Raw genomic sequence first — 16,544 nt, 5'->3', positions numbered from 1 at the left:
TCAGACAATGTGAGTTTCGCTGACACAGCGCTATCGCGAGCAGGCTCACTCCTACATGTTTTTGTGTAAAATCCGCCCCTTTCTTCATTCCCCCCAAGGATCCTCCATGTCCGGGCTCGAACTGTTTGCCGCCGCCCTCGGTGTGATCGCCGTCTGGCTGACGGTCAAACAGAATCCGTGGTGCTGGCCGATCGGGCTGGTCATGGTGTTGCTCTACAGCTGGATCTTTTTTGAGGTGAAGCTGTATTCGGACATGTTGCTGCAAGTGATCTACGCCGCATTGCAACTGTACGGCTGGTGGCAATGGACCCGCGCCGGGACGATGCATGACGGGCGTGCGGTGACGCGGCTGGATGCGCGCGCAATCGCCCTTGGCCTCAGCGTCGGCGCGCTCGGCAGTGTGCTGCTCGGCGCGGCGATGGCGCACTGGACCGACGCTGCACAACCGTGGCTCGACGCGGCGCTCACCGGTTTCAGCCTGGTCGCGCAGTTATGGATGGCGCAAAAGCGTCTGCAATGCTGGGCGCTGTGGTTTGTGCTGGATGTGATTTTTGTCGGGTTGTTCATCTACAAGGGCCTTTACCTCACCGCCGCGTTGTACGGGCTGTTTACCTTGCTCGCGGTTCAGGGCTTTCGCGAATGGCGCGCCGACCCGGCGCTGCGCACATGAAAGTGGTGGTGCTGACCGGCCCGGAATCCAGTGGCAAGAGCTGGCTGACGGCGGGCCTGCAGCAGCGCTTTGGCGGCTTGCACGTGGATGAATACGTGCGCCGCTTTATCGAACTCAATCCCCGCGACACCTGCCTGGACGACATCCCCGACATCGCTCGCGGCCAGTTGCAGTGGGAGGACGAAGCGCGGGCGCAGCGGCCTGAACTGCTGATTCTCGACACCCATCTGCTGAGCAATATGCTCTGGAGCCAGGCGCTGTTCGGCGCCTGCCCGGCATGGCTGGAGCAGGAATTGCTGACGCGGCATTACGACCTGCACCTGCTGCTGTCACCGGAACAGGTCGACTGGACCGACGATGGTCAGCGCTGCCAACCGGATCTCGTCGAGCGACAGGCCTTCTATCAGGCGACTCGACAGTGGCTGGAGCAGCATCACCAACCGCTGCAAGTCATTGCCGGCAACTGGGCCGAGCGCCAGGCGCAGGCTTTCGCTGCCGTTGCGCGTTTACTGGCTGAATGACCCGAACGCGGGCCAAGTGTCCATTGCTGAAACACCTTTCCTCACGCAGAAGGCCAGTCTCAACACGGTTCACAGCTTTGTCATGCCAGTTGTTTCAGCGCTGAAACACCACCGCACCAAGCCTCGTTCCAGAGCGTTGCTCAGAAAGTCGCCGGTTCAGCGGCAACCCGCCTGTTTCAAAGATGAAACAGATGCCGCACAACGCAGCCAGACATTTCTGTAACCCTCTGAAATCAAAGATGATCTCAAAAGCGGCACAGCTTTCGCTCTCTCCTTCACAACGCTGACCAAGGGCAGCCCGTTAAAGAAGGAATTGCAGCCGTGGGGACTTTCAAAACCGGATTGACCTGTCTTGTGCTGATCGGATCGGCAGCCAGCGCAGTGATCAGCTTCAACGTGCAGGCCCAAGGCAATGGCGTGATCGTCCTGCAGCGCGACGTTCAGCCGATCCCGATCGGGCGCAATGGTGGCAAAGACCCCTACCCGACCACCGTCAACGCCAACCCTTCGGCACGTATCAATCAAACCGTCGGCAGCACTGAACTCAGCGACGGCGATTTCGCCAGTGTCGCCAGCGGTTCTTCGATTCGCGGCAACATCACCACGCCCAATTCTAACCTGCCTGGCATGAACACCCTGACCAACCAGAACGGTCTGCCCGGCATGCGTGTGGGCAGCGGCGGCGGTGCCGGTGGCTCGATTTCCAATACCGTCAACCGTGCCATGAGCACCGGTCTGGCGCCTCTGACCCGCATGGCCGGAGGCCAATAAGATGGATCGCACCCTGCTGCTTCTCGCCCTGCTCGGCTGCACCAGCGCCATGGCTGATTCGAACACGGTCAACCGCGCGCACATTCAGGACTCCGGCACACAGTACCGCGGCAATTTCAACGTCAACCAGGCCGCCGGTGACCAGATGCAGCAAGCCAATACCAAGGCGATTGCCATCGGCACCGAATCCCGTGCGACCACGCAGGTCATGCAGAAAATCGATACGCCCGCCAGCCGCGCCATCGACGCGAGCGCCAACATCGGCGGCCACGCTTTCAGCAATGGCAACGGCATCCTCGGTGTGAACCAGGGCGCCGGGGCCAACAATCAAATGGCCAACGTCACGCGCGTCAGCATCAGTGCTGCCCCGCAAAGCGTTGACGACAGCGCCCTGTCGCAACAGAACGTGGCGTTTTTACCGAACTCAGGAGCAACTGGCACCTCACCCGGCAGTCGCCAGGTCACGACAAGTGATCAGGCCTTCACCGGCAGCCGTGGGGTAATCCAGGTGAACCAGAGTGCCGGGGTGGGGAACCGAATGGCCAACACCCTGAGCATCCGGGTCGCAGACTGACCCATACAAAGTGCAAGTGGAAAAGTAACAACACTTAACCCAACTAATAAGCACGATGGAGAAACACCATGAAACCTACAATGGCTCTCAAACCACTGGTTTTCGCACTCGCAGCAGTGATGGCAATGGCAGCACAGGCTGGCGGCCGTGATGACAACAACGGTCATGGTAACGGGCACGGGCACGGCAATGGCCACGGCAACGGTCACGGCCAGCAAGGTCCGAATCTTGAACAACTGCTGCAGATCACCGCAGGCGCCGGCGCCGCTGTACTCGACGCGCAAGACAGCGACGGCAACGTGGTGAAAAACCAGGGCACGCTGAACAATGCCAACGCCAGCGACTCGCTCAACGGCTCCAACGGCAACATGGGCGCCAACGTGGCCGCCGGCGACGGCAACCAGCAGGATAACGCTGCTGCGCTGGCCACCGCTGACGAAAGCTTCATCTTCGGCAATGCTGTTGCGGCCTCGAGCGCGACTCAGGTCAACAACAACAACTACGTGAAAAACTCTTCCACGTTCAACAACGCCACGCTCAACAACGCCGGCAACAATGGTTCCGGCAACATCGGCATCAACGTCAGCGCCGGCAACTTCAACCAGCAGAAAAACAACCTGGCGATCGCTGTATCGGGTGGCCGTGTCGCCACTGCTGCCGCTGCTGCCAACCAGTCCTCCACTGGCCTGGTCGTAGAGAACAAAGGCGTGCAGGCGTACAAAACCGACACCCTTACCGGTACCTATGCAGCCGCTGGCGTGTTCAAAGCCAAAGGCACTGCAACCATCGAAGACGACAACCATGGCGGTTGGGGTAACCGTGGCGGCGGCCACGGCGGCAACGATGATCAGAAAGCCAAGTTCGAAGCCGTGGGCAGTTTTGGCCTCGCTGGCGTCACCACCCAACAAGTGTTGACCAAAGATGGCTGGAAAACCCCGGTGGTCAACAATGCCAACATGACCAACTCGATGAACAACTTCTCCGGCAACGGTGGAGCCAACGTCTCGGCCGGTGTCGGCAACCAGCAAAGCAACTCGCTGTCCATCGCCGCAGGTTGCAAAGCCTGCATGTAATCGCGATCGAAACGAAAGCCCCGGCAACGGGGCTTTTTCCCAGGTTCCACAAGGCGTATTCGATCATGCGGACTCCTGCCCTCCTCGCTCTGCTTTGTCTGTGTGGCCTGACTCAGGCAGCGCAGATGCCCGTCGCTGCCCTGCCTGGCGGCGTACTGGTCTACAAGGACGTACAAAGCATTCGTGAGCGCAAGTTTGCCGACATCGTCGAACAGAAAACCGATTTCAGTTGCGGCGCTGCTGCACTGGCAACGGTATTGCGCCAGGCCTATTGGCTCGACGTCGATGAAGAGCACATCATCAAAGGCATGCTGGTCAACGCTGACCAGGACCTTGTGCGTACGCAAGGGTTCTCCATGCTCGACATGAAGCGCTACGTAGAGAGCATCGGCATGCGTGCCCGTGGTTACCGGATCCCGCCCGAAAAACTCGAAGCGGTGACCATTCCGGTGGTGGTTCTGATGGATATTCGCGGCTACAAGCATTTCGTCGTGCTGCAGCGTTCGGACAAGGATTGGGTCTACATCGGTGACCCGGTTCTCGGCCACAAACGCTACAAGCATGATGACTTTGTCAAAGGTTGGAACGGCATCGTCTTTGCCATCGTCGGCCCCGGTTACGACAAGGCCAACGCCTTGCGCAGCCCTCCCGTGCCGCTGACGGCGAAGAATTCGCTGGACGGTTTCAACCCGGTCAAAGATGCGGAATTGATGGACTTCGGGTTCATTCAGAGCGACTTCTTTTAATCGCCGAGTCAGAAAATGGGACTGGATGTCCCGGGAGCAGCAGATGAAAACCTCATACTGGCTGGCCGCCGCCTGCCTGGCAGCGGGTGCGTCAGGCTTTGCCCATGCCGGATTCAAACCCATCGAAATCAAGGACCAGGAGCTCGCCGAGCTGCGCGGTCGGTACGTCATGCCGGGGCGGATTATCAGCTTCGGTATTGTCATGAGCAGCACCTGGCGCAACGCCAGCGGCGACCTGATCGGCGCAGCCACCTCGATGCAGGTCCAGGCGGCAACGGTCAAACCGGAGTTCTATGTCTCGACCATCAAGGAGTCGGGCAATGGCAGCACGCCAACGCTGGGAACGGGCACCGTGATCGGAGGCGCCGGCCTCAACAGCACGCAAGGCGTGACGCAAAGCGTGCGCGCCGCGGGCGATGGCAACACCGCCAGCAACAACGTCGCCATCAACGTCAGCGAAGCCAGTCAGGCGCCGGCATTGGTGCCGTCGCAAGGCCAGGCGCTGGTCGCCGGGCAAACCATCACCGGCAGCAACGGCGCCGGCAGTGTCGCGGTGTCGGCCAATGGCGGCGGCGTGCAAATGGCCATTCAGGCCAGCGGCAATCAGGGCACGGCATTGCAACAAGTCGCCCAGGGTGGCCTGCTGCAAAACACTCGCCTGCTGGGCAGTGCCAACGTGGTCAACAACCTCACGCAACTCAACGTCGTACTGAACAATAACGGCAGAAGCGCCGGTGCACTGGACTGCAACCTGACCCAACTCGGGGCCCTACGCAATATCGGATATTGAACTACGCTGAGTCTCGATCATTGGGCTTAAAGGGACGGCTTATTCATGTATCGATCAGTATCACTGCGTGCCGCAGTGTGTTTGAGTACCCTTCTACCGGCGGCGATGTTGCAAGCAGCACCCGACGCCGATGTAGAAGCCCTGAAACGGGAACTTCTGGAACTGAAACAACGATACGAAGTACAACAACAAGCCCTGGCAGTCCTTGAACAACGGGTTCGCCAGGTCGAAGAACAGCCCGCCGCCCCACCGCCAAAACGCCTGGCCAAATCGCCCTCGGACATGAAAGGCAATCGCGTCGCCACCGGAGCCGCAACCGGCACGGGTGCCGCCGCTGCATCGGGAGGCGCCGCCGGGGGCAGTGGCGCATCCTACGGGCAGTCGCTGGCCGATGATTCGCAACCGGCGCAAAGCGTTTCCAACCTGTACGACGAAGCCAGCGGGTTTTTCGGTGGCGGCAAATTCAGTTTCGAAACCGGCGTCACCTATTCGCGCTATGACACCCGCCAGTTGATCCTCAACGGCTTCCTCGCGCTGGATTCGATCTTTCTCGGCAACATCAACCTCGACCGGATAAAGGCCGACACCTGGACCCTCGACCTCACCGGCCGCTACAACTTCGACAATCGCTGGCAGTTCGACCTGAACGTGCCGGTGGTGTATCGCGAATCGACGTACCAGTCCGGCGGTGGGAATGAGGGCGCAGCCGGCGTCACCACCGAAGAAACCGTGACCAAGGATCCAACCATTGGCGACGTCAACTTTGGCATCGCCTACAAGTTCCTCGACGAGTCGGTCAACACCCCGGACGCCGTCGTGACCCTGCGCGTCAAAGCCCCCACCGGCAAGGACCCGTTCGGCATCAAACTGCGCCCGACCGATGCCAACTCCAACCTGTTCGTGCCCGACACCCTGCCCACCGGCAACGGCGTCTGGTCAATCACCCCCGGCATCTCGCTGGTCAAGACGTTCGACCCGGCCGTGCTGTTCGGCAGCCTGTCGTACACCCACAACCTGGAGGAATCGTTCGACGACATCAGCTCCACCGTCAACCAGAAAACCCCGGGCAAAGTGCGCATCGGCGACAGCTTCCAGATCGGCGCCGGTATCGCCTTCGCGCTGAACGAGAAGATGAGCATGTCGTTCTCGGTGTCCGACCTGGTGCAACGCAAGAGCAAGCTGAAACAGGACGGCGGCGATTGGGAATCGGTGATCTCCAGCGATGCCAACGCCGGTTATTTCAATATCGGCATGACCATCGCGGCGACCGACAACCTGACCATCGTGCCCAACCTGTCGCTCGGCATGACCGACGACGCGCCGGACTTTTCCTTCAGTCTGAAATTCCCGTATTACTTCTAATCGTGCGTTAAACAACAAAGGCCCGTTGCGATCACCTCGCAACGGGCCTTTGCTGTTTACCCGCCCTAGCGGATCTGATGCTTGTGCAACAACCGATAAAACGTCGGCCGCGATACGCCGAGCACTTTCGCTGCAACGCTGAGGTTATCGCTGTGCCGGTTCAACACGTCACACAGCGCCTGGCGTTCGGCGCGGGTCTTGTAGTCTTCGAGGGTGCCCATCGGCGTGGCGATCGAGTGCTGACTGATCAGCCCCAGATCCCGCGCCTCGATCTGCCGGCCTTCGGCCAACACCAGCCCTCGGCGCACACGGTTGGCCAGTTCGCGGACATTGCCCGGCCAGTCATGCTTGCCCATGGCGATCAGCGCGTCTTCGCTGAAACTGCGCGGACGACGCCCGGTTTCATGACTGTAAAAGTGCGAAAAGTGATTGGCCAGCATCGACAGATCGCCGTGTCGCTCGCGCAGTGGCGCGGTCACCACTTGCAGGACGTTGAGGCGGTAATACAGATCTTCGCGAAAAAGTTTTTTCTCGATCGCGGCTTCGAGGTCGACGTGAGTTGCCGCCAGCACTCGTACATCCACCGGGATCGGCTGGCTGCCGCCGACGCGCTCGATATGTTTTTCCTGGAGAAAGCGCAACAGATTGGCTTGCAGCTCCAGCGGCAGATCGCCGATCTCATCGAGAAACAGCGTGCCGCCATTCGCCGCTTCGATCCGCCCGACCTTGCGTTGATGCGCGCCGGTGAACGCGCCTTTCTCGTGGCCAAACAATTCCGATTGAATCAGATGCTCAGGGATGGCGCCGCAATTGATCGCCACGAAGGGCTTGCTGTGGCGCTGGGACTGACGGTGCAGCGTGCGCGCAACCAGTTCTTTACCCGTACCGCTTTCACCGCGAATCAGAACAGGCGATTCGGTGGGCGCCAGTTTGCTGAGCAACTTGCGCAGTTCGCGAATCGGCTTGCTGTCGCCCAGCAGCTCGTGCTCGGGCTGGTCGACATGAATCGTGCCCTGCCCGCGCAATCGCGCCATGCCGAATGCGCGCCCGAGGGTCACCTGCACCCGCGAGACGTCGAATGGCAAGGTGTGAAAATCGAAAAACCATTCACAGACGAAGTCGCCGACATTCTGCAGACGCAGGACTTCCTGATTGAGCACGGCGATCCATTCGGTGCCGCTGCGGCTGATCAGCTCCTTGACGGCTTCGGGTCGTTCCAGGTGAAACGGCTGCAAGCGCAGCAAGCCGATGTCACAACTGCGCTCGGCGGCGTTCTCCAGCGAGCAACTGTCGACATCCCAACCGACGGCGCGTAATCCGGGCAATAAGCGGTGGCAGTCGTCGCACGGATCGACCACCAGTAAACGTCGTAACGCAGGCGCTTCGCTCATGACTGTTCCTTGGCGCCAAATAAAGGAAATGATTGAAAAAACAGTCATTTGGCAGACCCGACTGTAACACTAGCAAGATTTTGACAGGGCCTTGTACCGATTGCTTATAGGTGCCTCGTTAAATCAGTTATAAGAAATCGAGTTGTTAGTAAGCTATCGACTTAGTTGGCGATTCGAAGCTTTCGTCAGGCTTTCAAAAGACCGCTTTAAAGCAAGATTTTAAAGAAACTTTGAAATTTCTTTGTTTCATGTGTGACCCGTTCGAGGGTTGCGTGCATCAGTACAAGTAACCAGCCGAACGGTAAGCCCAACCGACGGCACATCATTTGATTGGGCACGACAGAGAGAAGACCCCATGACCGCCCCGCTCCGTATCAACGAAGCTCTTCTGATTGCCAACCACGCCTTCAAACCTTTCCACTGCGTGGCCTGGGCGCCGCAAGACGGCAATGGCGAACTGAGCCTGACCGTCGTCGACCGGACCAATTCGCACATCGGCCGCAAACAGATTCCAAGCAGCGCCTACTCCGACCCGGCGCAACTCGAGCAACTGCTGCAGCAGGCTCGCGCAGAACTCAGCGAAGAAGGTTACAGCCTGCAGTCGTGGTCGATGCCACACTGAGAGGCAGTTCGTGCAGGTGACTTTGAAGTCATTCACCTCTGCGCTTAGTTGCAACCTTGTAAACTTCCACCTGCTTGTATAATTCTTTTCAAGCCGACCAGGCTAAATTGCTTGGTCGGCTTTCTTTTGGTTCAAAAAGACACTGTTCTGGCACAGTGCGACCCTCCACCTGTTAGTTCTTACAGTTGTACTTCTCCCGGTTCAGGGATTGAATGTTCCGCTCGTGCAGTTACCCATCCGGTTCGCGGTCATGGTCAACTCGCAAGGAGATGCGTGCATGTCCACCCTGAACACTTTTGCCTTGCCGGCGTTACCAACGACCGTCTCACCGTCGTTTACGCCTCGATCCGGGCAACTCGATAAAACCTTTGGCACTCAGGGCATCGCCCAGGCGTACTTCGCGGGCAGCGTGTCCAGCCTGAGCGAAGACATCGCCCTCGATGCACAGGGCCGGATTCTGGTCGCAGCGAAAGTCTGCGATGCGCGCGGCAGCCGGTTTGGCCTGGCGCGCATGCTCGCCGACGGCTCCGCAGACCTGACCTTTGGCGAGCATGGCAGCGTGATCGGCACCTTCGCCCACGGGTTCGAAGCCACCAGCGGCAAAGTCAAGGTGCTGCCGGGCGGGCGCATTCTGCTGGCCGGCCTGCATTACGAAAATGCCCATCGCACCCTGCCCGCGCTAGCCTTGTTCGACCTTGACGGCAAAGCGGACTTGTCCTTTGGCGACAACGGCCGCCAGGTGATACGTCTGCCGGGCAATCTGTCCATGGGCAGCCGCGATGCCTGGTTGCCACCGGGCGTGCCGGGGGCCGAAGCCTGCGACGTCGCGGTGCAGGACGACGGGCGCATTCTGTTGATCGCCAACCATCATTTCGAACTGGCCGACCATGCCGGCATGCTGATTCGCCTCATGCCCGACGGCAGCCTTGATGACACCTTCAACGGCCGCGGGTTTGTGATGATTCGTCACCTGTTGCTCAATACCTGGCTGAGCAGCCTGTTACTGCAAAAGGACGGACGAATCGTGGTGGCCGGTTCCATTGATCTTCCGCAGGAAGGCTTGCTGGCGCGCTACCTGCCTGACGGTCGTCTCGATGAGTCGTTTGCCGTGGACGGGTTCATGGCGTTCAAGGCTGAGAACAAGAGCGTTCAGGTCAGTCGCGTACTCGAGGCGCCCGATGCCCTGCAGTGTTTCGGCAGCGGCCGCGATCCGATCCGCTGCCTGACCTTCAGCCTGCATTCGAACGGCCGGCCAGACGTCCACCGGCATGCTGGTCAGCCGCAACTTTTGCAGATCGGCCACAGCGGCTGCCAGTGGAGCACCGCGCAACGCTTGCCCGACGGGCAGATGCTCGCGGTAGGTGCGACCATTGGCGGCGTCGAGGCTGATTTCATCGTTGCCCGTTACCTGAGCGACGGTCGCCTCGACCCGGCGTTCGGCGACGGCCATGGCTGGCTGCGTACACGCCTGGGACGCAGCCTGGATTCGGCCAGTTCGCTGGCCGTGCAGGCGGATGGCGGGATTCTGTTGGGCGGGTTTTCGCTGGACGGGAATTATCGGGCGGTGGTTGTGCGGTATCTCGATCGGTAGTTTTGCGCGGCTTACCATTGGTCGGGAATATGCGCATACCTGTAATTTCTGACAGTAGACGGCAAGTTTGTTCCGGTTTCAGATGGCACGACCGGCGTTCATCTGCGGGCCCCTCTGAAAAAAGGAATTTTGAAATGAGCGATAAAGTCACACTGCAAGAACACTCTCCATCCGCCACTTCTTCAGACTATGGCGCGAAATCCCTTCCGCGAATTCTTGAAGTCCGCGGTGGGAAGCAGGTTCTCCTTGAGAATCCCGGTTTCTCAACGAGCAATGAACTAAATTTCAAAGGCAGCGCCCCCCGTAGTGAATTGGTGGAACTATTGGATAACGGCATTCCTGTTTACCATCTTGTTTATCCTACTGAAACTGGATACTTCGATTTTTGGCTGAGGGAATTGCGATCAGGCATTCACGAATATATCGTAAGAGACAGCAATGGCTTTACCTCGGCGCCGTGGGTAGTCACCCTGGATATAACCGACCCGGTCTCAATCGTATGGGTAACCGGCCCGGACAATCTGTTAATTGACAACAACGGCAGCACGCTATTTAACGAACTGACTTTTATAGGCGATGGCGAAGCCGGCCAGCAGGTCGAGCTTCTCGATAACGGCGTAGTTGTGGAAAGGTTCGATGTACCTGAAAACAAACGCTGGTTTGGCACAGTGAAGGATCTACCGACAGGTAGTCATGAGTTTATGGTACGAGGCCAGAGGGGGCAGGAATCTGCTGTCTGGAGTGTTGTGATCAAAAAATCGGCGCCGCTCAGTATTCGCTTTGTATTGGGCCAGGAAAACTATCAGCTTGTAGAAAATCATGGTGCAACGACGGATCGAGCGGTAACGATTGTTGGCACGGCAAACCCCAATGAACATGGCTGGATTGAAAGTACGAATGACGCCGTGCCCTTCACAGCGAATGAAGACGGGGTTTACGTTGCTGCCTTTGGCAACCTGGCACCAGGGCTTCACAGCTTTATCCTGAGATCCTATTTGGGGCGGGTCTCAACACCTTGGGTGATCATGGTCATCGCGTCAAAATTGCCCTAACGCTGGTTCTGCATCAAGAGACAAAGCCTTGCCGAGACATGTTTCGGTGAGGCTGGGTCCTTCCAGCACGACTACCCCAGATTGGCGTCAAACCCAGTTACACCTTGAACTTCCTCGACACATCCGGCAACTTGCGCGCTTCTATAAAAAAGGAGCAACCGATGTCCGGTTCGATGACCCAGGCGTTCGCGCAAAACTTTCTCGGGCATTCGCCACGCTGGTACAAGGCGACCATCGTTGGCTTCCTGATCCTCAATGCCGTGGTGCTGTTCAGCATCGGCCCCGTGGCGGCTGGCTGGTTGTTGGTGATCGAGTTCATCTTCACCCTTGCCATGGCGCTCAAGTGTTACCCGTTGATGCCCGGCGGCTTGTTGCTGGTCGAAGCGCTGCTGCTGAAGATGACCACGCCGCAGGCGCTGTACGATGAGCTGGTGCACAACTTTCCGGTGATCCTGCTGCTGATGTTCATGGTGGCCGGCATCTATTTCATGAAGGACTTGCTGCTGTTCCTGTTTTCGCGGCTGCTGCTGGGTGTGCGCTCAAAAGCCGTGCTGGCGTTGATGTTCTGCTTTCTGTCGGCATTTCTCTCGGCATTTCTGGATGCGCTCACGGTGACCGCGGTGATCATCAGTGCGGCGGTGGGCTTTTATTCGGTCTATCACCGCGTGGCATCCGGCAACGATCCGCGCCAGGACAGTGAATTCGCTGACGATGAGAACCTGCCGAAACTGCACCACGACGATCTCGAACAATTCCGTGCGTTCCTGCGCAGCCTGTTGATGCACGGCGCGGTCGGCACAGCGCTGGGCGGTGTCTGCACGCTGGTGGGTGAGCCGCAGAACCTGTTGATCGGCCATGAAATGGGCTGGCACTTCGGCGAGTTCTTTACCAGGGTTGCCCCGGTTTCGCTGCCAGTGCTGGCGGCCGGTCTGGTGACATGCGTGTTGCTGGAGAAGCTGCGCTGGTTCGGCTACGGCACGTTGCTCCCGGACAACGTGCGTGGCGTGCTGGCTAACTACGCCGCTGAGGACAATGCCGAACGCACGTCCCGCCAACGCGCCGCGCTGCTGGTGCAAGGTGCTGCGGCGTTGATCCTGATCGGCTGTCTGGCCATGCATGTCGCTGAAGTCGGCCTGATCGGTTTGATGGTGATCGTACTGATCACCGCGTTTACCGGCATCACCGACGAGCATCGTCTGGGCAGCGCGTTCAAGGAAGCCATGCCGTTCACCGCGTTGCTGGTGGTATTTTTCGCGGTAGTGGCGGTGATTCACGATCAGAAGCTGTTCGCCCCGTTGATTCAATGGGTGCTGGCGCTGCCGGTCGAGCAGCAGCCTGGCATGTTGTTCATCGCCAATGGTCTGCTGTCGGCGATCAGCGATAACGTGTTCGTCGCAACGATTTACATCACCGAAGTGAAACAGGCATTCCTTGCCGGACACATGAGCCGCGAGCACTTCGAAACGCTGGCTATCGCGATCAACACCGGCACCAACCTGCCGAGCGTGGCGACGCCGAACGGCCAGGCGGCGTTCCTGTTCCTGCTGACCTCGGCAATTGCACCGCTGGTGCGCTTGTCGTACGGGAAGATGGTGTGGATGGCGGTGCCGTACACCGTGGTGATGGGCGGGCTGGGCTGGTATGCGGTGAGCTACTGGCTCTGACCCGCACGGTAAGGGAGTCACGCTGCTGGCTCCCTTACTGACTGTTGAAATGAAGAACCCTGTGGGAGCCAGCCTGCTGGCGATTGCGGTGTGTCATTCAACATATTCGTTGCCTGACACTCCACAATCGCCAGCAGGCTGGCTCCCACATTTGTTTCTGGGTTGGCTCAGTGAGGGAGGATGTACTTCTCGATCGCCTGGGCCACGCCGTCTTCGGTGTTGGCCGCAGTAACCACGTCGGCCTGACGCTTCACCGCGTCCTCCGCCTGGCCCATGGCAATCGACAACCCTGCACACTTGAACATCGCCGGATCATTGCCGCCATCGCCGATTGCTGCCGTTTGTTCCAGCGGCACGCCAAGATATTCGGCAATGGTCGTCAGCGCCGTGCCTTTGTTGGCTTCCAGCGCGGTAACGTCCAGGTATACCGGTTGCGAACGCGACACCTGGGCCATGCCATTGACCTTGGGCAGCAACTGCGCCTCCAGCTCGATCAACAACTGCGTGTTGTTGCTGGTGGCGACGATCTTGTCGATCCTTTCCAGATACGGCTCGAAGCTCTCCACGACCACCGGCGGATAGCCGAGGCCGTGCTGCTCGCGCGGGACCATCGGCCCGTGCGGATCCTTGAGCAGCCAGTCGCCGCCGCTGAACACCCAGACTTCGACGTCAGGCTGATCGGTAAACAGTGCCAGTGCGATAAGCGCTGTGGTCGCCGGCAAATAATGCGCAGCCAACAGCGTGCCGTCCGGCTTGACGATAGTCCCGCCATTGAACGCCGCTGTCGGCAGATCCACGCCCAAGGCTTCGATCTGCTGCAACATGGCTTTGGGCGGGCGGCCGGTGGCGAGGCTGAACAGCACGCCCGCCTCACGCAGCGAGCGCACCGCATCAAGGGTGCGCTCGCTCAGCGTGTGATCAGGCAACAACAGCGTGCCGTCCATGTCGCTGAGCAGAAAACGGATGGGTTGTTTTGGCAAGTCACTCATCCGAGGCCATGCCAGACGCGACCATCGCGAGTCAGCAGATCTTCGGCGGCCTGCGGGCCGTCTTCACCGGCAGCGTAATGCTCCACGCTGGCATCCTGCTGCCAGGCATCGAGGAACGGTTGCACGGCGCGCCAGCCGTTCTCGATGTTGTCGGCACGCTGGAACAGTGTCTGATCGCCGGTCAGGCAGTCGTAGATCAAGGTTTCGTAACCGGTCGAGGCCTGCATCTCGAAGAAATCCTTGTAGGCAAAACCCAGCTCGATGTTGGCCATGTTCAGCGCCGGCCCCGGCCGCTTGGCCAGCAGGTCGAACCACATGCCTTCGTTCGGCTGGATCTGGATACGCAGGTAGGTCGGTTGCAGTTCATCGACCTCGGTGTCGCGGAACTGCGCATACGGTGCCGGTTTGAAGCAGATGACGATCTCGGTGTCGCGCACGCTCATGCGCTTGCCGGTGCGCAGATAGAACGGCACGCCGACCCAGCGCCAGTTGTCGATCATCACTTTCAGCGCCACGTAGGTTTCCGTGGTGCTGTCCGGCGAGACATTGGCTTCTTCGCGATAGCCGTTCAACGGCTTACCGTCGAGTTCCCCTGCGCGGTACTGGCCGCGGACCGAATTGGCCCGCGCCTCCTCGACCGACCAGGGACGAATCGCCCCCACCACCTTGGCCTTCTCGCCGCGTACCGCATCGGCGCCAAATGCCGCCGGCGGCTCCATGGCGACCATCGCCAGCAACTGGAACAAGTGATTGGGCACCATGTCGCGCAGTGCGCCGGTGTGTTCGTAAAAACTGCCACGGGTCTCGACGCCGACGGTTTCGGCGGCGGTGATCTGCACGTGGTCGATGTAGTGATTGTTCCAGAATGCTTCGAACAGGCTGTTGGAGAACCGGCTGACGAGAATGTTCTGCACGGTTTCCTTGCCCAGATAATGGTCGATCCGATAGATCTGCTTCTCGGACATCACCTTGAGCAAGCAGGCGTTGAGCGCTTCGGCGGTTTGCAGATCGGAGCCGAACGGCTTCTCGATCACCACCCTTCTGAATGCCTCGGGGGTTTCTTCGAGCAGTTTCGCAGCGCCGAGGCGGCGGACGACTTCGCTGAAGAAACGCGGCGCGGTGGCCAGATAGAACACCGCATTGCCGGTGCCGCTGTCGGCGATTTTCGCCGCCAGCGCCGAATAGGTGCTGTCGTCCAGAAAGTCACCCTGGACGTAGCTGATACCTTTGGCGAGCTTGGCCCACAAGGCCGGATCAAGCATCTGACCGCCCTTGCCGACCTTGGCCGCCGCTTCACTGCGAATGAAGTCCTCGAGCTTTTGCGCGAAGGCTTCATCGGTAATTGCGTTGTGGTCAACGCCGACGATCCGCAGATTGTCGTCAAGCAAGCCGTCGCGACTGAGGTTGTACAGCGCCGGCATCAGCAAGCGCTTGACCAGGTCGCCGTGGGCACCGAACAGAAACAGCGTGGTCGGTGGTGCGGGTTCTGCCTTGGACTTTCTGCGGATCGTTCGGGTCATTTCTTCGGTGTCTCCACGTGGCCGCCGAAGCCGAAGCGCTGCGCGGAGAGAATCTTGTCGCCGAAGGTGCCCTGCCCACGTGAACGGTAGCGCGAGAACAGCGAGTTCGACAGCACCGGTACCGGCACCGCTTGCTCCATGGCGGCCTCGATGGTCCATTGGCCTTCGCCGCTGTCCGCCACGGAACCGGAGAAACCGTCGAGTTTCGGGTCGCTGGCCAGCGCATCGGCGGTCAGGTCGAGCAACCACGACGACACCACGCTGCCGCGACGCCAGACTTCGGCAATGTCAGCCACGTTCAGATCGAAACGCTGTTCTTCCGGCAGGCGTTCACTGGATTTGGTCTTGAGAATGTCGAAGCCTTCAGCGAACGCGGCCATCATGCCGTACTCGATACCGTTGTGAATCATCTTCACGAAGTGCCCGGCACCGGCAGGACCGGCATGGATGTAACCGTGCTCGGCGCGCGGATCGTCAGACTTGCGGTCCTTGGTGCGTGGGATGTCACCCATGCCCGGCGCCAGAGCAGCAAACAGCGGGTCGAGGCGCTGCACGGTATTGGCGTCGCCGCCGATCATCATGCAATAGCCACGTTCCAGGCCCCAGACGCCGCCGGAGGTGCCGACGTCGATATAGTGCAAGCCCTTCTCGGCCAGGGTTTTGGCCCGGCGAATGTCGTCCTTATAGTTGGTGTTGCCGCCGTCGATGATGGTATCGCCAGCTTCGAGCAGTTCGCTCAGGGTGTTGATGGTGTCTTCGGTCGGCGCGCCGGCCGGCAACATGACCCAGACAGCGCGTGGCTTGTCGAGGCCGGCAACCAGGGCTGGCAAGTCGGCGACACCGGTGGAGCCCTCGGCGACCAGGTTATCGATGAAAGCGGTATTGCGGTCGTAAACAACGGTGGTGTGACCGTTGAGCATCAGACGTCGCGCAATATTGCCGCCCATGCGGCCCAGTCCAATAATCCCGAGTTGCATGTGCTGATGCTCCTTACTACAAATAAATATGTGTCATTGGTTATAGCCCAACGCGACTGATGGAGGTTAGTCCAGAGCGTTGCGATGAAGTTTCCGGGCATTGTGCCCGATCCAGACTGATAACGCCGCAAATCGTGCCGAAGACACACCGACCATGAAAAATAAAAAAGTTCCATAAATGGGCAAAAGAAATCAAAATTGGCGCCGATAGCAAGTCACCACCTCAGATCA

Annotated in this window: 17 protein-coding genes; 13 read left to right on the top strand and 4 right to left on the bottom strand. The window is 59.3% G+C overall.

Annotation, left to right across the window (positions count from 1 at the left end; genetic code table 11):
* The first annotated feature begins 106 nt into the window (after nt 1-106).
* The 9 genes from pnuC to J3P93_RS13090 all read left to right on the top strand — a co-directional run bounded on the left by pnuC (nt 107) and on the right by J3P93_RS13090 (nt 6,507).
* Nucleotides 107-670: a nicotinamide riboside transporter PnuC gene (pnuC, locus tag J3P93_RS13130; protein ID WP_434598030.1), complete on the top strand. Its 564-nt coding sequence runs from the start codon at nt 107-109 to the stop codon at nt 668-670.
* Nucleotides 667-1,191 carry an AAA family ATPase gene (locus tag J3P93_RS13125; RefSeq protein WP_434598360.1) on the top strand — a complete coding sequence of 175 codons (525 nt, stop codon included), beginning with the start codon at nt 667-669 and terminating at the stop codon, nt 1,189-1,191. Before pnuC ends, J3P93_RS13125 begins: the two co-directional genes overlap by 4 nt.
* A 16-nt stretch (nt 1,192-1,207) precedes the next feature.
* Complete coding sequence (locus tag J3P93_RS13120) at nt 1,208-1,414, top strand: hypothetical protein (RefSeq protein ID WP_336355733.1); 207 nt, start codon at nt 1,208-1,210, stop codon at nt 1,412-1,414.
* Nucleotides 1,415-1,512: 98 nt separating this feature from the next.
* On the top strand, nt 1,513-1,962 hold the full coding sequence (locus tag J3P93_RS13115) for a hypothetical protein (RefSeq protein WP_434598028.1): 450 nt from the start codon (nt 1,513-1,515) through the stop codon (nt 1,960-1,962).
* 1 nt (nt 1,963) lies between these two features.
* Nucleotides 1,964-2,536 (top strand): adhesin, encoded by a 573-nt coding sequence (locus J3P93_RS13110; RefSeq protein WP_434598026.1) that lies wholly within the window; start codon nt 1,964-1,966, stop codon nt 2,534-2,536.
* A gap of 68 nt (nt 2,537-2,604) precedes the next feature.
* Entirely contained in the window at nt 2,605-3,609 is a 1,005-nt protein-coding gene (locus J3P93_RS13105) for a heme utilization protein (protein ID WP_434598024.1), read from the top strand.
* Between the two features lie 65 nt (nt 3,610-3,674).
* Nucleotides 3,675-4,355, top strand: a complete 681-nt coding sequence (locus tag J3P93_RS13100) for a C39 family peptidase (RefSeq protein ID WP_039760558.1) — start codon at nt 3,675-3,677, stop codon at nt 4,353-4,355.
* Between the two features lie 43 nt (nt 4,356-4,398).
* Nucleotides 4,399-5,145 (top strand): hypothetical protein, encoded by a 747-nt coding sequence (locus J3P93_RS13095; RefSeq protein ID WP_434598022.1) that lies wholly within the window; start codon nt 4,399-4,401, stop codon nt 5,143-5,145.
* Between the two features lie 45 nt (nt 5,146-5,190).
* Complete coding sequence (locus J3P93_RS13090; protein ID WP_434598020.1) at nt 5,191-6,507, top strand: hypothetical protein; 1,317 nt, start codon at nt 5,191-5,193, stop codon at nt 6,505-6,507.
* A 65-nt stretch (nt 6,508-6,572) separates the two neighbouring features.
* Here the strand turns inward: J3P93_RS13090 and J3P93_RS13085 are convergent, their stop codons facing one another.
* On the bottom strand, nt 6,573-7,898 hold the full coding sequence (locus tag J3P93_RS13085; RefSeq protein ID WP_090283651.1) for a sigma-54 dependent transcriptional regulator: 1,326 nt from the start codon (nt 7,896-7,898) through the stop codon (nt 6,573-6,575).
* Nucleotides 7,899-8,253: 355 nt separating this feature from the next.
* Between J3P93_RS13085 and J3P93_RS13080 the strand changes: the two genes are divergently transcribed.
* From J3P93_RS13080 to nhaB, 4 genes are all read left to right on the top strand, one after another.
* A complete protein-coding gene (locus J3P93_RS13080; protein WP_208937421.1) occupies nt 8,254-8,520 on the top strand; it encodes a hypothetical protein in 267 nt (88 codons plus the stop codon).
* 277 nt (nt 8,521-8,797) lie between these two features.
* Entirely contained in the window at nt 8,798-10,111 is a 1,314-nt protein-coding gene (locus tag J3P93_RS13075; protein ID WP_434598017.1) for a hypothetical protein, read from the top strand.
* 134 nt (nt 10,112-10,245) lie between these two features.
* Nucleotides 10,246-11,163, top strand: coding sequence for a hypothetical protein (locus tag J3P93_RS13070; RefSeq protein ID WP_434598015.1), 918 nt, complete (start codon nt 10,246-10,248; stop codon nt 11,161-11,163).
* Nucleotides 11,164-11,324: 161 nt separating this feature from the next.
* Nucleotides 11,325-12,827, top strand: coding sequence for a sodium/proton antiporter NhaB (nhaB, locus tag J3P93_RS13065; protein WP_434598013.1), 1,503 nt, complete (start codon nt 11,325-11,327; stop codon nt 12,825-12,827).
* Nucleotides 12,828-12,994: 167 nt separating this feature from the next.
* Here the strand turns inward: nhaB and J3P93_RS13060 are convergent, their stop codons facing one another.
* From J3P93_RS13060 to gnd, 3 genes are read right to left on the bottom strand one after another with little or no spacing between them, the layout of a single operon-like run.
* A complete protein-coding gene (locus J3P93_RS13060) occupies nt 12,995-13,816 on the bottom strand; it encodes an HAD family hydrolase (protein ID WP_434598011.1) in 822 nt (273 codons plus the stop codon).
* Nucleotides 13,813-15,336, bottom strand: coding sequence for a glucose-6-phosphate dehydrogenase (zwf, locus tag J3P93_RS13055; RefSeq protein WP_434598009.1), 1,524 nt, complete (start codon nt 15,334-15,336; stop codon nt 13,813-13,815). Before zwf ends, J3P93_RS13060 begins: the two co-directional genes overlap by 4 nt.
* Nucleotides 15,333-16,313 (bottom strand): phosphogluconate dehydrogenase (NAD(+)-dependent, decarboxylating), encoded by a 981-nt coding sequence (gene gnd / locus J3P93_RS13050; protein WP_434598007.1) that lies wholly within the window; start codon nt 16,311-16,313, stop codon nt 15,333-15,335. The genes zwf and gnd overlap by 4 nt, the downstream gene beginning before the upstream one ends.
* Between the last annotated feature and the right edge of the window lie 231 nt (nt 16,314-16,544).

Origin of the sequence: Pseudomonas sp. R3-57 (genome assembly GCF_051132065.1) — a bacterium.
Lineage (GTDB): Bacteria > Pseudomonadota > Gammaproteobacteria > Pseudomonadales > Pseudomonadaceae > Aquipseudomonas.
The sequence above is the reverse complement of the archived record's forward strand: the minus strand, read 5'-3'. Positions and strand labels throughout refer to the sequence as shown.